At 65.7% G+C, this 15,308-nt stretch carries 16 protein-coding genes; 8 read left to right on the top strand and 8 right to left on the bottom strand.

What is annotated here, in order from left to right; all coding sequences use genetic code 11:
* Window positions 1-19: 19 nt before the first annotated feature.
* Window positions 20-1,576, bottom strand: coding sequence for a trimethylamine methyltransferase family protein (locus tag DL899_RS13495; protein WP_111734887.1), 1,557 nt, complete (start codon window positions 1,574-1,576; stop codon window positions 20-22).
* Window positions 1,577-1,829: 253 nt separating this feature from the next.
* On the opposite strand from DL899_RS13495, the gene gap reads away from it, so the two are divergent.
* The 5 genes from gap to DL899_RS19670 all read left to right on the top strand — a co-directional run bounded on the left by gap (window position 1,830) and on the right by DL899_RS19670 (window position 4,618).
* Window positions 1,830-2,831 (top strand): type I glyceraldehyde-3-phosphate dehydrogenase, encoded by a 1,002-nt coding sequence (gene gap, locus DL899_RS13500; protein WP_111734888.1) that lies wholly within the window; start codon window positions 1,830-1,832, stop codon window positions 2,829-2,831.
* Window positions 2,832-3,028: 197 nt separating this feature from the next.
* Window positions 3,029-3,280, top strand: a complete 252-nt coding sequence (locus DL899_RS13505) for a PepSY domain-containing protein (protein ID WP_111734889.1) — start codon at window positions 3,029-3,031, stop codon at window positions 3,278-3,280.
* A 61-nt stretch (window positions 3,281-3,341) separates the two neighbouring features.
* Window positions 3,342-3,881 (top strand): cytochrome b/b6 domain-containing protein, encoded by a 540-nt coding sequence (locus tag DL899_RS13510; RefSeq protein WP_111734915.1) that lies wholly within the window; start codon window positions 3,342-3,344, stop codon window positions 3,879-3,881.
* The gene (locus DL899_RS13515; protein ID WP_111734890.1) at window positions 3,878-4,408 is read left to right on the top strand and encodes a helix-turn-helix transcriptional regulator; all 531 of its coding nucleotides are present in this window, start codon (window positions 3,878-3,880) and stop codon (window positions 4,406-4,408) included. Before DL899_RS13510 ends, DL899_RS13515 begins: the two co-directional genes overlap by 4 nt.
* Window positions 4,409-4,474: 66 nt before the next feature.
* On the top strand, window positions 4,475-4,618 hold the full coding sequence (locus tag DL899_RS19670) for a hypothetical protein (protein ID WP_204355313.1): 144 nt from the start codon (window positions 4,475-4,477) through the stop codon (window positions 4,616-4,618).
* 3 nt (window positions 4,619-4,621) lie between these two features.
* Here the strand turns inward: DL899_RS19670 and coaD are convergent, their stop codons facing one another.
* The 3 genes from coaD to DL899_RS13530 all read right to left on the bottom strand — a co-directional run bounded on the left by coaD (window position 4,622) and on the right by DL899_RS13530 (window position 7,971).
* Window positions 4,622-5,119 carry a pantetheine-phosphate adenylyltransferase gene (gene coaD / locus DL899_RS13520; protein WP_111734891.1) on the bottom strand — a complete coding sequence of 166 codons (498 nt, stop codon included), beginning with the start codon at window positions 5,117-5,119 and terminating at the stop codon, window positions 4,622-4,624.
* Between the two features lie 108 nt (window positions 5,120-5,227).
* Entirely contained in the window at window positions 5,228-6,361 is a 1,134-nt protein-coding gene (locus DL899_RS13525; RefSeq protein WP_111734892.1) for a carboxylate-amine ligase, read from the bottom strand.
* Between the two features lie 110 nt (window positions 6,362-6,471).
* A complete protein-coding gene (locus DL899_RS13530) occupies window positions 6,472-7,971 on the bottom strand; it encodes a CoA-acylating methylmalonate-semialdehyde dehydrogenase (RefSeq protein ID WP_111734916.1) in 1,500 nt (499 codons plus the stop codon).
* 100 nt (window positions 7,972-8,071) lie between these two features.
* Here DL899_RS13530 and DL899_RS13535 point away from each other — a divergent pair, with 100 nt between their 5' ends.
* Entirely contained in the window at window positions 8,072-8,968 is an 897-nt protein-coding gene (locus tag DL899_RS13535; RefSeq protein ID WP_111734893.1) for a LysR family transcriptional regulator, read from the top strand.
* Between the two features lie 60 nt (window positions 8,969-9,028).
* On the top strand, window positions 9,029-9,463 hold the full coding sequence (locus DL899_RS13540; RefSeq protein WP_111734894.1) for a CBS domain-containing protein: 435 nt from the start codon (window positions 9,029-9,031) through the stop codon (window positions 9,461-9,463).
* A 106-nt stretch (window positions 9,464-9,569) separates the two neighbouring features.
* On the opposite strand, the gene DL899_RS13545 is transcribed toward DL899_RS13540, so the two are convergent.
* The 4 genes from DL899_RS13545 to DL899_RS13555 are packed head-to-tail and all read right to left on the bottom strand — an operon-like array spanning window position 9,570 to window position 13,942.
* Window positions 9,570-10,706, bottom strand: a complete 1,137-nt coding sequence (locus DL899_RS13545; RefSeq protein ID WP_111734895.1) for a trans-sulfuration enzyme family protein — start codon at window positions 10,704-10,706, stop codon at window positions 9,570-9,572.
* Window positions 10,703-12,661, bottom strand: a complete 1,959-nt coding sequence (locus DL899_RS13550) for an acyltransferase family protein (RefSeq protein ID WP_111734896.1) — start codon at window positions 12,659-12,661, stop codon at window positions 10,703-10,705. The genes DL899_RS13545 and DL899_RS13550 overlap by 4 nt, the downstream gene beginning before the upstream one ends.
* A gap of 10 nt (window positions 12,662-12,671) precedes the next feature.
* A complete protein-coding gene (locus DL899_RS19425; RefSeq protein WP_162685579.1) occupies window positions 12,672-12,842 on the bottom strand; it encodes a hypothetical protein in 171 nt (56 codons plus the stop codon).
* Window positions 12,839-13,942: an anhydro-N-acetylmuramic acid kinase gene (locus tag DL899_RS13555; protein ID WP_111734897.1), complete on the bottom strand. Its 1,104-nt coding sequence runs from the start codon at window positions 13,940-13,942 to the stop codon at window positions 12,839-12,841. The genes DL899_RS19425 and DL899_RS13555 overlap by 4 nt, the downstream gene beginning before the upstream one ends.
* Window positions 13,943-14,005: 63 nt before the next feature.
* On the opposite strand from DL899_RS13555, the gene tyrS reads away from it, so the two are divergent.
* Window positions 14,006-15,259 (top strand): tyrosine--tRNA ligase, encoded by a 1,254-nt coding sequence (gene tyrS, locus DL899_RS13560; RefSeq protein WP_111734898.1) that lies wholly within the window; start codon window positions 14,006-14,008, stop codon window positions 15,257-15,259.
* Window positions 15,260-15,308: the final 49 nt, after the last annotated feature.

The raw sequence follows: 15,308 nt of genomic DNA on the forward strand, positions 1-15,308 counted from the left end.
TTGCCCCTTCGGACCCCGGTCAGATGACAGCCATGCGCCCGCTGGTGGCCTCGATCACCGCCCGTTCGCCGGCCGTGACAATGGCGGCGATCTCGCGCTGCTGGTCGGCATCCAGGTAGCCGCCTTCCGGGGCCTCGGCGATCAGCGCCAGCGCGCGGTCGCGCGCGGCGTCAAAGGCGGTGCAACGGCCGGTCTTTTCATAGTCGTCACGCCCCATCCGCTGGAACACGCCGGGGCGGTGCTGTTCACGGCACAGCGCCAGCGTCTGCGCGCTGTCCAGGAAATGCCCGCCGGTGCGGATGCCCAAAACCTCGTCCCAGTTCATCGCCGCCTCGTCCACCCTGGGCGGGGTCAGCTGCCGGCGCAGCATCGCGCCGATCTCGTCATCCAGCACCGCCTGCACGGGCGAAAACACCGTCGCCGTTTCCAACTGGCCGACGCCGCCCATTATGTCGGCCCCCGCCCCCGCCACAGCCTGCCCCAGCAGCGCGCGTTCGGCCATCGACTGGCCATCGGCGTCGGGCGTGTCCGACCCCATGCCATAGCTGTGGGCGACAAGGCCGAAGCCCTCTTTCATCAGCTGGATCGCCACCGCCGCCATGCGGATGCTTTCGGGGCAGGATTGCAGCGCCCGTCCGGTTGCCATGTCCAGCGCGAACATCAGCGGCGTGGCGATCACCGGCGTGCCCGGCGCCAGCACATGCGCCAGCACCACCATCGCCACGATCTCGGCCGCCGACATCAGCACCATGCCGGCCGCCGTCAGCGGCGCCGAGCCCCCCGCAGATGGTAGCGAACAGGCATGCAGCGGCAGGCCATAGCGCCCGGCCTGGATGATGCACTCGGTATCCATGTACTTGAATTCGAGCGGGGTAAAGGAACAGGTGATGCAACTCGCCAGCGGGCGGGCGCGCAGTTCCGCCTCGCCGCCCGCCGCCACCGCCGCGATGCGCATCAGGTATTCGACGTTGTCCTTGCCATAGGGCTGGATCCAGCAATGCTTGGTCGTGCGCCGCACCATCTGGGCAAAGGAATGGATGTCGGCACAGACCTCGGGCACACCGTGAACAAAGGGATGGGCGACGAACCCGACCTGGTCCAGCCCCTCGGCCACCGCCGCCATCTCGGCCACTGCCGCGAGGTCGGTGTTGCGATAGGCGGTGTCCTGCGGTGCCACATAGCCATGCGCGCCGGTGCCGGTGCGCATCACGAATTGCCCGTCGGCGCGCGGCAGGATCAAATCGCGCGCGGCAGTCTTGCCGCACAACCGCACCGATTTCGGGGTGGCGGCAAGCGCCGCCTCGACCATGCCGCGCGGCAGGCGCAGCCGGTCGGCGCCGGCCCCTTCAACCGCGCCGGCGGCCCGCAAGGCGCGATATGCCTGCGGGTGGATCACCACCACGCCATAGTCAGACAGCAGCGCCAGCGCGCGGTCGCGCAGCTCGGCCACCTGTGCATCCGTCAGCACCCTGGCATGGGTGCGCCCGGGCGTGGCGGCCTGGTGAAAGGCATCGGCAATCTGCGGGCCGGTGCGCTTTACCCCCCGTCCCCGCCGTTTCGGTGTCGCTCTGGTCATGATACCCTCAAGTGTTCCGATTTCAGTGGCGGGCCCCACCGTTTCGACTCACTGCGACCCCACTTGAGCAAGGAAACGCTAGCGGGGGTGCGCGCACCGGTCAAGCGCGGCGCCGGGGCGGCGGCATCCCGCCCGTTAGCGCAACCTGGCCGAAGTTATCGCTATCAGCCTGAAAACGCGAACCTTCCCCCCTTTCCGCCCGGCGCGGTTGGCACTATGAGACAGCCAACTCAGCCCAGTCAGGAGACCGCGAATGACCATCACCGTCGGCATCAATGGCTTTGGCCGTATCGGCCGCTGCACCCTGGCGCATATTGCCACCTCCGGGCGCGAGGATATCCGCGTCGTCAAGCTCAACGCCACCGGCCCGCTGGAAACGGCGGCGCACCTGCTGAAATACGACAGCGTTCACGGCCGCCTGCCGGCCGAGATCACGCTGGGCGACGGCACCATGGACCTCGGGACCGGCCCGATCCAGATGTTCTCGACCTATGACATGGACGAACTGGACTGGTCGGACGTTGACGTGGTGCTGGAATGCACCGGCAAGTTCAACGACGGCACCAAGGCAGGCAAGCACCTGGAACGCGGCGCCGGCAAGGTGTTGCTGTCCGCCCCCGGCAAGAACGTGGACCGCACTGTCGTGATGGGCGTCAACCACGAGGACCTGCAGGCGGGCGAGCGGATGATCTCGAACGGGTCGTGCACCACCAACTGCCTCGCCCCTGTGGCCAAGGTGCTGCACAACGCCTTTGGCATCGACAGCGGCATCATGACCACGATCCACGCCTATACGGGCGATCAGCCGACGCTGGACCGCCGTCACAAGGACCTTTACCGCGCCCGCGCTGCGGCGATGTCGATGATCCCCACCTCGACCGGCGCCGCCAAGGCCCTGGGCGAGGTCCTGCCCGACCTCAAGGGCCGGCTGGACGGCTCTGCCATCCGCGTGCCCACGCCCAATGTCTCGGCCGTGGACCTGACCTTTGTCGCACAGCGCGACGTCACCGCCCAAAACGTCAACGAGGTGGTGGCCGAGGCCGCCGCCGGGCCGCTCAAGGGTATTCTGGGCTATGACCCCGAACCCAAGGTCAGCGTCGATTTCAACCATACCGAGGAAAGCGCCATCTTTGCCCCCGACCAGACCCGCGTGACCGGCAAACGGCTGGTGCGGGTGCTGGCATGGTATGACAACGAATGGGGCTTTTCGTGCCGCATGGCCGACGTTGCAGCCCTAATGGGCCGGCTAGGCTAAGCAAACCCTTCCCATTTTGTCCCCGGTGCCCGGACGGCACTGGGGAAAGCAGACCGCCTGACCGAACCGGGCATGAACTTTGGTCATAAACGGGCGGTTCTGCATCCCTCCTCCGATAGCGAAATCGACGTGCCGATGGCAGATCGGTGTCACCGCGCGGCACCGTGCCGCCCGGGCTATCGCAAAGGAGACACCCCATGACCCGTATCATCGTCACCCTTCTGGCCATTGCCGCCGGCACCGCCGCCGTGGCCTCCGACAGCTGGCGCGCCCTCGACGACGCGACCCGCGACGGCATCCGCTCCAAGCTGGAGCAGGCCGGTTATGAAGTGCGCAAGATCGAGATCGAGGATGACCTCTTCGAGGCCTACGCGCTGAAGGACAACCAGCGCTACGAGATCTATCTCGACCGCGAGCTGAACATCGTGAAGACCAAGCTCGACGACTGATGCAACGGCGCGAGGCCGCCTGCATTGCCCCGGCCTCGCCGCTCCTGCGAAAGGCATGAAAATGACCGTCTACAAGGTATGGGATCCGTTTATCCGCCTGTTTCACTGGTCGCTGGTGGTCGGGTTCGCCGCCAACGCGCTCATCGTCGATGACGACAGCAAGCTGCACGAATGGATCGGCTATGCTGTCCTGGCGCTGGTGGCGCTGCGCCTCGTCTGGGGCTTTGTTGGCCCCGCCACCGCGCGGTTTGCCAGCTTTTTCCCCGCGCGGGGCGACGTCACCCAGCAGATCACCGAGATCGCCACCCATCGCCGCCACGCCCACCTGGGCCATTCCCCGCTGGGTGCGCTGATGATCTTCAACCTGTTGGCCACGATCATCGCCATCGGGGTAACTGGCCACATGATGACAACGACCGCGTTCTGGGGGGCCGAATGGGTCGAGGAGGCGCATGAAATCCTCGTAATCTGGGCCGAGGTTTCGATACTTCTGCACATCGCCGCCGTGATCTGGGAAAGCCGCCGCACCGGCGTCAACCTGGCGCGGGCGATGGTTACGGGTCGCAAATCGATTCCCGAGGACGTAAGACTTTCGCAATGACACACCCGGATTCCGGCCGCCCCGGCATTCTGATCGGGCTGATCGTGGTGCAGACGCTCTGCGCCGCGTTCTTTCTGTGGGACGTCTTTATCGACATCCAGTTTCTGGGCGCCGATGCAGCGTTCAACCTGCATATCGCGATCGAGTCGATGGCCGTGCTGGCGCTGACATCGGCGATCATCGTCGAAGCACGGTTTCTGTTACGGTTGCTGGCGCGCAAGGCGCACCTGGAAAGCCAGGTATCGATCGCGGCGGGTGCGTTTCACGACATCATGCTGGCCCATTTCGACGCCTGGGGCCTTACACCGTCGGAACGCGACGTCGCGCTGTTTGTCATCAAGGGGCTTTCCATAGCCGAAGCGGCGGCATTGCGCGGTTCGGCCGAGGGTACGGTCAAATCGCAGCTCAACGCGGTGTATCGCAAGGCCGGTGTCTCTGGGCGCAGCGCACTGCTGGGGCTGCTGATCGACGATCTGGTCAGCGCGCCCCTGATCGCGCCCGCATCATCCGCACACGCCCCGCGCTGAGCACCCTTGCACCGGACCGTCCCGCCGGGCACAGTCGGCGGGACCTGAACCACGGACAGCCCAACCATGACCAACCAGCTTGCCATACTTCTCGGCGCCGCCATCGTGATCGGGCTTGGCGTCGACTGGCAGTATTTCGACTGGGCGAACACGATCTTTCTGACGCGAAAGCTGGTCGATCTGATCGAATGGATGCAGTTCTGGCGCTAAGGCTCAGCCCTTGTTCAGCTTGCGCAGCAGCGCGTCTTTGACCGCCGGCCTGACGAACTTGGTGACATCGCCGCCAAGGCGGGCGACCTCCTTGACCAGCTTGGACGCAATCGCCTGATGATGCGCGTCGGCCATCAGGAACACCGTCTCGACCGAGCTGTCCAGCGTCCTGTTCATCCCCACCATCTGGAATTCGTACTCGAAATCCGCCACCGCCCGCAGACCTCGGATGATCAGCGTGGCGTCGACGTCGTGGGCGCAGTGAATGAGCAGGTTTTCGAACGGATGCACCACCATCTCGGTGCCGGTCAGTTCCGACAGCTTGGCGCATTCGGCCTCGATCATCGCCACCCGTTCCTCAAGATCGAACAGCGGGCCTTTGTCGCGGTTGATCGCCACCCCGATCACCAGCCTGTCGACCAGCACGGCGGCGCGGCGGATGATGTCGATATGCCCCAACGTGATCGGATCGAAGGTTCCGGGGTATAGTCCGATACGCATGTGCCGCTGCTCCTCTTTCCTGGCCGGGCCAAGCAACAATACGGAACGCGGGATTGCAAGCAGGAATTGGCGCCCGGGCGAGCCCGACCCGGCTAGACGGCGATGCGTTCACAGGTCGGCGTTGAATTCCTCGATCAGGTGGCGCACCACCGCCTGCAGCGCGCGCGGCCTGTCGTCGCCCGCCTCCAGCGCCTCGACCATGACCCGGCGCTGACGGGTGGCGCTGGTGCCCCCTGCCACGATGTCGCGCGCTGCCTCGACCTCGGCCAGGGCGCCCAGGCACTGCGCGTCCTCGGCCACCAGTTCGATGATTTCCTCCATCAGGTCGGCTATCGGCACCACTTCGCCGCGGCCAAAATCTATCAGCCCTTCGCGGATGCCGTATCGCTGGGCGCGCCAGCGGTTTTCGGCCAGCAGGAACCCGTCATAGATGCGCCAGCGCTGGTTGCGGGTGGCCAGGCGCCACAGCATCCGCGTGATTGCCTGCGTCAGCGCCGCCAGTGTCAGCGCATGTTCCAGCCGGGGCTGCACGTCGCAGATGCGCGACTCGATGGTGGGAAACCGCGACGAGGGACGCAGGTCCCACCAGATCTTGGACGCGTCCTCGATCACGTCGAGGTCAGTCAGCACCCTGACCGAGCGTTCGAACTCGCCAAAGCTTTCCATTCGTGGCGGCAGCCCGGTGCGCGGCAGGTTGTCGAACACCGTCAGCCGGTAACTGTCCAGCCCGGTATCGCGCCCCTGCCAGAAAGGCGACGAGGTGGACAGCGCCAGCAGATGCGGCAGAAAATAGGAAAGCTGGTTCATCAGGTCGATGCGCCGGTCGGGCGGATCTATGCCGACATGCACATGCATCCCGCAGATCAGCAGCCGCTGCACCACCCCCGCCAGGTCGTCATGCAGCGCGTTATAGCGATCCTTGTCGGTGTGGCTCTGCTCGCGCCAGTCGGAAAACGGATGGCACGAGGCGGCGATCGGCGCCAGGTTGAACCCGGCGGCATTGCGCGCAACGCAGGCGCGCAGCCGGCGCAGGTCTTCGCGCGCCTCGGCCACGGTCGCGCAGGGCTTGGTGCCGATCTCGATCTGGCAGCGCAGGAATTCGGGTGCGACCTGGCCCTCCAGTTCGACCTCGCAGGCCTCCATCAACCCTGGCGGCGCCTCGGCCAACTCCAAGCTGTCACGGTCAACGAGCAGGTATTCCTCCTCGATGCCGATGGTGAAGGCGGGTTCTGCTATGGCCATGCGCGGCCCTCCTGGCATTTCTGCCAGAAAAGCGTGTCACAGGCTGCAGGGCAACAAAAAAGCCCCACCCTGTCGGATGGGGCCAAGGCCGCAAGCGGCAAAATCTCGTGTCAGTCCATCGCCTTGAAGTGGAATTCTCCGCCTTCCTTCAGGCCCGAGGGCCAGCGCGACGTCACGGTCTTGGTGCGCGTGTAGAACTTGAACGCATCCGGCCCGTGCTGGTTCAGGTCGCCGAACATCGACTTCTTCCAGCCGCCGAAGGTGTGATAGGCAAGCGGCACCGGGATGGGCACGTTGATGCCGATCATGCCGACATTGACGCGGCTGGCAAAATCGCGCGCGGTGTCGCCGTCGCGGGTAAAGATCGCGGTGCCGTTGCCCATCTCGTGGTCCATCGTCAGGCCCAGCGCCTCTTCATAGCTGCCGGCGCGTACGGTCGACAGGACCGGGCCAAAGATTTCCTGCTTGTAGATATCCATGTCCGGCGTGACCTTGTCGAACAGGTGTGCACCGACGAAAAAGCCGTCCTCGTAGCCCTGCAGCGCGAAACCACGGCCATCGACCACCAGTTCGGCGCCCTGCTTGACGCCGGATTCGACCAGCCCCAGCACGCGCTTCTTGGCCTCGGCCGTCACCAGCGGGCCGTAGTCCACATCGTCGCCGGCGGTCCACGGACCGACCTTCAGCTTTTCGATGCGTGGCACCAGCTTTTCGATCAGCCGGTCGGCGGTCTCGTCTCCCACGGGCACCGCGACCGAAATCGCCATGCAGCGTTCGCCGGCCGCGCCATAGCCCGCTCCCACCAGCGCGTCGGCGGCCTGATCCATGTCGGCGTCGGGCATGATGATCATGTGGTTCTTGGCGCCGCCAAAGCACTGCACCCGCTTGCCGTTGGAACAGCCGCGGCCATAGATGTATTCGGCCACCGGGGTCGAGCCGACAAAGCCCACCGACTGGATCACCGGGTTATCCAGCATCGCGTCGACCGCTTCCTTGTCGCCATGCACGACCTGCAGGATCCCCTTGGGCAGGCCGGCCTCTTCCATCAGTTCGGCCAGCATCACCGGAACCGAGGGGTCACGCTCGGACGGCTTGAGGATAAAGGCGTTGCCGCAGGCGATCGCCGGGGCGAACATCCACAGCGGGATCATGGCCGGAAAGTTGAACGGCGTGATGCCGCCGCAGACGCCCAGCGCCTGGCGCATCGAGTACATGTCGATGCCGGGGCCGGCACCGTCGGTGTATTCACCCTTCAGCAGTTGCGGCGCGCCGATGCAGTATTCTACCACTTCCAGCCCGCGCTGCACGTCGCCCTTGGCGTCGGGAAAGGTCTTGCCGTGTTCCGAGCTCAGAACCTCGGCCAGCTTGTCCATGTCGCGGTTCAGCAGGCGGACATATTCCATCATCACCCGCGCGCGACGCTGCGGGTTGGTGGCAGCCCAGGCCGGCTGAGCCTCTTGCGCGATCTCGACCGCGCGGGCGAATTCCTCGGTGCTGGCCAGCGGGCAGCGCGCCTGCACTTCGCCGGTGGCGGGGTTGAAAACGTCCGAAAACCGGCCCGAGGTGCCTTTGACACGCTCGCCGCCGATGAAATGGGTTACTTCTTTCATGGGATCCTCCATCCTGATCGCGCGAACCCTAGCATTGCAAAAATAGGTGGAATAGAGGCAATATCCCAAAGACGTATTGCATTTTTGCAAAGGACAGACAATGGCACTCGACTGGGATGACCTGAGGGTCTTTCTCGCCGTCGCCCGCGCCGAAAGCCTGTCGCGCGCCGGCCGCATGCTGAAACTCGACCCCGCCACCGCCGGGCGCCGGGTTGCGCGGCTCGAGGCGGCGCTGGGCACGCCGCTTTTCGCCAAATCGCCCACCGGCTATGCGCTGACCGATGCCGGGCAGCGGCTGATGGCGCATGCGGTGCGCGCCGAACACGCGGTCGAGGACGCCGCCGACGACATGGCCGGCCAGGCCGCCGGCATCACCGGCCAGATCCGCATCGGCGCCCCCGACGGGGTGGCCAATTTCCTGCTGCCGCAGGTTTGCCGGCAGATCGGGCAGGACAACCCCGGGCTGGAGCTGCAGATCGTGGCGCTGCCACGGGTGTTCAACCTGACCCGGCGCGAGGCCGACATGGTCATCGCCGTCAGCCCCCCCACCGCCGGGCGGCTGACAGTGCAAAAGATCGCGGACTATCGCCTGCACATGGCCGCGGCGCAAAGCTATCTCGACGCCCACCCGCCGATCCGCACGCTGGAAGACCTGCGCGAACACCGCATCGTCGGTTATATCCAGGACATGATATTCGACCCCGAACTCGATTACCTGGCCGAGGTCGGGCTATCGCATGTCGACCTGGCGTCGAACTCGGTGGCGGTGCAGATGAACCTGATCCGCCAGGGCGCGGGGCTGGGCGTGATCCACGATTTCGCGCTGCCGTTCTTTCCCGGCATGGTGCGGGTGCTGCCCGAGGGTCTGTCGCTCAGCCGCAGTTTCTATCTGGTGCGGCACGCCGACGACCGCCGCCTTGACCGGCACAACCGCTTTGCCCAAAGTCTGTGCGACGGCATCCGCGCAGAGCTGCCCCGGCTGGAGGCGGAGGCTTGACAGATCATGCGCGATCTCTGACGCTTGAACCGGCAAAGCAATCAGGCGGGAGGGCCGGGCATGCTGGTACACCAGATACTCAAGTCAAAGGGCGACGACGCGGTAATCACCGTCACGCCGGACACCAGGGTCTCTGACGCCGCAGGTGTTCTGGCCGAACGGCGTATCGGCGGATTGGTGGTATCACAGGATGGGACCACAGCCGATGGCATCGTATCTGAACGCGATATCGTGCGCTCGCTGGCGCTGCGCGGAAATTCCTGCCTGACCGAAACCGTCGAACAAATCATGACCCGAAACCCGGTCTGCTGTTCGCGCGAGGACAGCTCCGACGCGGTTCTGTCGCGGATGACCGATGGCCGCTTTCGCCACATGCCCGTGGTCGAGGACGGCAAGCTGGTCGGCATCGTCACCATCGGCGACATGGTCAAGGCCCGGCTGATGGAACTGTCGATGGAAAAGGACGCGCTCGAAGGCATGATCATGGGGCACTGAACGGGCACGCCCCCTTCCGAACAAGGTTTCTTTCTGGTTGAAAATACCCCGGGGAGGCGCTGCCCCCCCCCCCCCGGGGGCCGCGACGGGGGCAGCGCCCCCTGACCTAACCTGCCAATGCCTGGTCCAGGTCGGCGATCAGGTCGTCCGCATCCTCGATCCCCACCGACAGCCTGAGCAGGTTTTCCGGGATGCCCGACTGCGGCTCGATGGTGGCGCGGTGTTCGACCAGGGTTTCGATGCCCCCCAGCGACGTCGCCCGCTCGATCAGTTGCAGCCGGCCGACCGCCGCCAGCGCCTCGGCCGCGCCGCCCCTGACCAGCACCGACATCAGATAACCCGCCCCGCCCTGCATCTGCCGCACGGCCAGGTCGTGCCCGGGATGCCCCGGCAGGCCCGGATACCACACCGCCTCGACCGCATCATGGGCGGCCAGCCATTCGGCCAGCCGCTGCGCATTGGCGCACATCCGTTCCAACCGCAGGGGCAGCGTGCGCATCCCCCGCATCAAGAGCCACGCCTCGAACGGGCCGATGATCGCGCCGGCCTCAACCCGATCGGCACAGATCGCCGCCCAGGCGGCACTGTCGGCATCGCGGCACGACAGCACCCCGGCCAGTACATCGGTATGCCCGTTGATCGCCTTGGTGGCCGAGTGCATGGAAATATCCGCGCCCAGCTCCAGCACGCGCGTCAGAACCGGCGTCGCCGCCGTACCATCGACCGCCAGCAGCGCCCCGGCCCCATGCGCCAGCCGCGCCACGGCGGCGATATCGGCCAATTTCATCCACGGGTTCGAGGGAACCTCGATCCAGACCAGATCGGCCGGCGTGCCCAGCGCCGCCGCAATCAGGGCCGGGTCGGCGGCGTCGACTTCGTCCAGTGTGATGCCACGGCGCACGCAGAAATTCCGCGCGAACGAGGTCACGCCGTAATAGATGCCCGATTGCAGCACCACCCGCGCACCCGCCGGCAAGGTCCGGAATACCGCCGCCGCCGCCGCCATGCCCGACGGGAAAAGCCGCGTCGCGGCCGCGCCTTCAAGCTGGCGCAACACCTCTTCGGCGGCCGTCACGGTGTCGTTGTGGTCACGTCCATAGGTGCCCGGCGCCATCAGTTCATAGCTCGCATCGCGCCGATAGGTGGTCGAGACGTTCACCCCCGGCACCACGGCACCGCCCGCGCCATGTGCCCCAGCGGCATGGGCCGTCACGCTGGCGGGTTTCAGGCTTTTCCCGCTCATTGCGGCACCTCCCTTTCCAGAACCGATGCAATGGCCTGCTGCAGCACCTCGTTCCCCAGCGGGCCAAGGTGCACATTGTCGATGAAAAGCGGCACACCGTCGATCTGATAGTTGCACTGATCTGCGTCGCAGAACCAGTCCTGCGCCGCAACATGCAGCGCGCCATTGGCCTCGGTTACGCGGCGCACCTCGGCCACCGCGCGACCCGAGCGGCGCTCGAACTCACCCCGCGTGACACGCAGCGGCTCGGTTCCGAACCGCAGGATGCGCAACATGGATTTGGGCACCGAGGCCGGGAAATCGGGGATGTTGTTGACCACGATCACCCGGTGACGTTCAGACAGGTGTGCGATGGTTGCCTCCAGCGCCTCGGCAAACAGGGCAAAATTGTCCTCGGGCCGCGTGCCGTCAGTGCGCAGAAGCGGCTTTTGCCCCGGCGTGTTGCCGATATTGCCGTAGCCCTCGGAATAGAACGACCAGCGCGCGACCAGAAAGACATCCATCGGCGGGGCGGCGTCGAGATAGGCCAGGATCTTGCGGTTGTACTCGATGCAATCGACGCGAAAACCGGCGTCCAGCAACGGCGCGCAGGCCGGCGCCGTGGCCAGGAAACCGCTTTCGCCATGGGCGCGGCCATAGGCGTCAAAGGCGGCAAGGGCCGAATTGGCCATGCTGTCGCCCCAGACAAAGAAATCCGCGCCCGCGCCCGGCACCGCATCGGCCCCCAGTTGGCAGAACGTCTCGGGGCTGGTGTTGCCCCAGCAATCGTCCCAGCGGGGATGAACGTTCATCACCTCGGCCTTGAGCGTCTCAAGCTGCGCGTCCTCGCCCGGGTCGGCCCGGCCCGGCTGGTCCAGCAGCCAGACCGCCACCGCCAGCAAGACCGCGAACTGCACGGCGAACAACGCATAGAGATGCCGCTTGCGCCCCACCACCGGGATACGCCGCACCGGCATTTCGACCAGGTGATAGGACAGCGCCCCCAACCCCAGCGAAATCAGCAGCAGCACCGCGCGCAGTTCGTCCGACATGTGCTTGCCGTAATAAAGCACCCCCACGATCAGCGGCCAGTGCCACAGGTAGGTGCCGTAGGATATGCGCCCGATATAGGCCATTGGCCGGCTGGCCAGGAATCGCGCAACGCGGCTGTGCCCCGGGCGCGCAAAGGCGATCAGGATCAGCGTGCCCGCAACCGGCAGAACCGTCCCCCAGCCGGGATAGAGCCACGAGGCATCCAGCAGGTAGACCGGTGCCAGAACCAGACCCAGCCCCGCCAGCGGCGCCAGCGGCACCCGTTCGGGCAAGAGCCGGTGATGCAGCGCCAAAAACACCAGCCCGCCCGAGGCCAGCTCCCACACCCGGAAAAAGGACGAAAAGAACCGCGCCTCGCGGTCATGGACGATGTCGCCGGAAAACAGTGTCAGCCCCAGCGACAGCACGAACAGCCCCGCCAGCAGTCCGGCAAAGACACGCGGCTTGCGCCGGGTCAGCAGGATCAGCATCGGCAGGACGATATAGAACTGTTCCTCGATCGACAGCGACCAGGTGTGCAGGAACGGATTTTCATGCGCGGGCCCCGAGAAATAGCCCATCGACGTCATCAGGTTCCAGTTGTTGGTGAATGTGATCGACCCCAGGAACCCGTCCGCCACCACCTGCATCTCGGAGCGCAGGAAATAGGCATTGGCCAGCAGCGCGGTCACCAGGAAACAGGCGAAATAGGCGGTCGACAGGCGCCGGATACGGCGGGCAAAGAACTCGGTCGCGGAATAGTTGCCCGCCTGCAGTCGCAGATAGGTCTGCCCGCAGATCAGGTACCCCGACAGTACAAAAAACACGTCGACCCCGACAAAACCGCCGCTCATGTCGGGATAGCCGACATGAAACAGCACCACCGCCAGCACGGCAATGGCGCGCACGCCGTCCAGTTCATGGCGATAGGTGACGTCGCTCATCTTGTGCCGCTCATGTCGCCGAAGGGGAAAACAGACGGCCCGGCCCGCGCACCGCCTGCGCCCGATCCGCGATCTGCGCCAAGTGCCACATCAGCGCCGCGGTGACCGTGGCCACATTGGGGCTGACCAGCACGACCAGCCGCAGCCCCGCACCTGCGCCCTCGTCAAGCTTGTAGTTCATCCCGCCTCCCCTGGCTGGCTGATCTGGCCGCCGCTGACCGCGGCGCGCACGCCGGTCGTGCCAGGACAGGATGTCGGCAAGCCCCGCGCCACCCGCACGGCGAGATAGGCAAACGCCTGCGCCTCCAGCATATCGCCGTCAAGGCCGGCCGCCTCGACCGGCACCACCGGGCAGCCAAGCGCCGCGCGCAGCATCTTCATCAGCACCGGGTTCCGGCGCCCGCCCCCCGTGACCAGCACCCGTTCCGGCGGGGTTGGGCAATGCTCCATCCCCTGCATGACCGCCGCGGCGCTGATCGCCGTCAGGGTCGCGGCGGCGTCGGCGTCATCCAGCCCGGCCACCATTCCCGTCAGGCCGGCGAATTCGTCCCGGTCCAGCGATTTGGGCGGCATGCGCGCGAAATAGCGGTGCTGCAGGAATTGCTCTGGCACGCCATCGGCGACACGGCCCTGCCGCGCCAGCCCGCCGTCCTCGTCGAAAGGCAGCCCAAGGCGGGCCTGCATCAGGTCGTTGATCGGTGCATTCGCCGGACCGGTATCAAAAGCCAGCAAAGCACCCTCGTCCTGTGGCGCCGCCTTTCTCGGGTCGATCCAGGTCAGGTTGCCCACCCCGCCGAGATTCAGAAACGCCAAAGGCCGCTCTGCCCTCATCCAGCGCGCGCAGGCAAAGTGATAGAACGGCGCCAGCGGCGCCCCCTGCCCGCCCAGCCGTATGTCGGCGCTGCGAAAATCCCACACCACCGGCAGGCCCAGCGCCCGGGCCAGCGCCGCGCCGTCGCCCAGCTGATGGGTGCCGCGCCCGGCCGGGTCATGCGCCAGCGTCTGGCCGTGAAAGCCCACTAGGTCGACATCCTCGAACTGCGACAGCAGGTCCGCATGCGCGGCCTGAACCACCGCGCCGGCGGCGGCGACGTCGTCATCCGGCCAGCACCCCAGTGCCGCGCGCAGCACCCCGCGTTCGGCATCGGTATAGGGGCGGTAGCGCACCGGCCCGAACCCGAAAATCCGTTCGCCATCGGTGTCGATGACTGCCGCATCGACCCCGTCCAGCGACGTGCCCGACATCGCCCCAAGCGCCTGCACCCGGCCCGCCTTCAACATGCCCTTTTCCTTCCTGTCCGCGGTGCCTATACATGCCCCGCGCGCTGAGCCGGGACAAGCCATATGACCTATACTCCGAAATCAGAGTTCCTGAACGTGATGATCGAGCGCGGCTTTATGGCCGACTGCACCGATCTGCAGGGCCTGGACGAGGCGCTGATGGCCGGCGTCGTGCCGGCCTATATCGGCTATGACGCGACCGCCAGATCGCTGCATGTCGGGCATCTGCTGAACATCATGATGCTGCGCTGGCTGCAGCGGACGGGGCACAAGCCGATCACGCTGATGGGCGGGGGCACCACCAAGGTGGGTGACCCGTCGTTTCGCTCTGACGAACGCCCACTGCTGTCGCCCGGGCAGATCGACGAGAACATCGACGGCATGCAGCGGGTCTTTGCGCGCTACCTGGACTATGGCCAAGGTTCGGCCGACGCCTTGATGCTGAACAACGCCGAATGGCTGGACAACCTCAACTACCTCGAATTCCTGCGCGATATCGGGCGGCATTTCAGTGTCAACCGGATGCTGAGCTTTGAAAGCGTCAAGTCGCGGCTCGACCGCGAGCAATCGCTCAGCTTTCTCGAATTCAACTACATGATCCTGCAGGCCTATGATTTCCTGGAGCTGAACCGCCGCTATGGCTGTCGGTTGCAGATGGGCGGGTCGGACCAGTGGGGCAACATCGTCAACGGCATCGATCTGACGCGCCGGGTGATCGACCATGAGGTGTTCGGTTTGACCTCGCCGCTGCTGACCACCTCTGACGGGCGCAAGATGGGCAAGTCGGCCGGCGGGGCGGTCTGGCTGAACAGTGACATGCTCAGCCCCTACGAGTTCTGGCAGTTCTGGCGCAACACCACCGACGCCGACACGGGCCGGTTCCTCAAGCTATACACCGAGTTGCCGGTCGAGGAATGCGACCGGCTGGGCGCGCTTGACGGGTCCGAGATCAACGCCGCCAAGATCATCCTGGCGGGCGAGGTGACGACGCTCTTGCACGGGGCCGAGGCGGCGCAGGCGGCCGAGGCAACCGCGCGCGAGGTGTTCGAAAAGGGCGGCGTGGGCGACGATCTGCCGACGCTGGAACTGACGGCGGACGAGATTGCCGACGGTATATCGGTTGTGCAGCTCTTCGTGCGCGCCGGGCTGGTGAAATCGGGCAAGGAGGCCAAGCGCCTGATCGCGGAAAACGGCGCCCGGCTCGACGATGCACCGCTGGGCGATGCCGGGCTGATGGTGGACGCGGCAAGGCTGGCCGAACCGATCAAGCTGTCGGCCGGCAAGAAGCGGCACGCATTGGTAAAGATCGCCGGATAATCACCAGTAACGAAATGGAATTTTGAAAAAATTCCAGCCCGCTTTCCTT

The sequence above is a fragment of the Roseovarius amoyensis genome, from assembly GCF_003260265.1.
GTDB lineage: Bacteria > Pseudomonadota > Alphaproteobacteria > Rhodobacterales > Rhodobacteraceae > Roseovarius > Roseovarius amoyensis.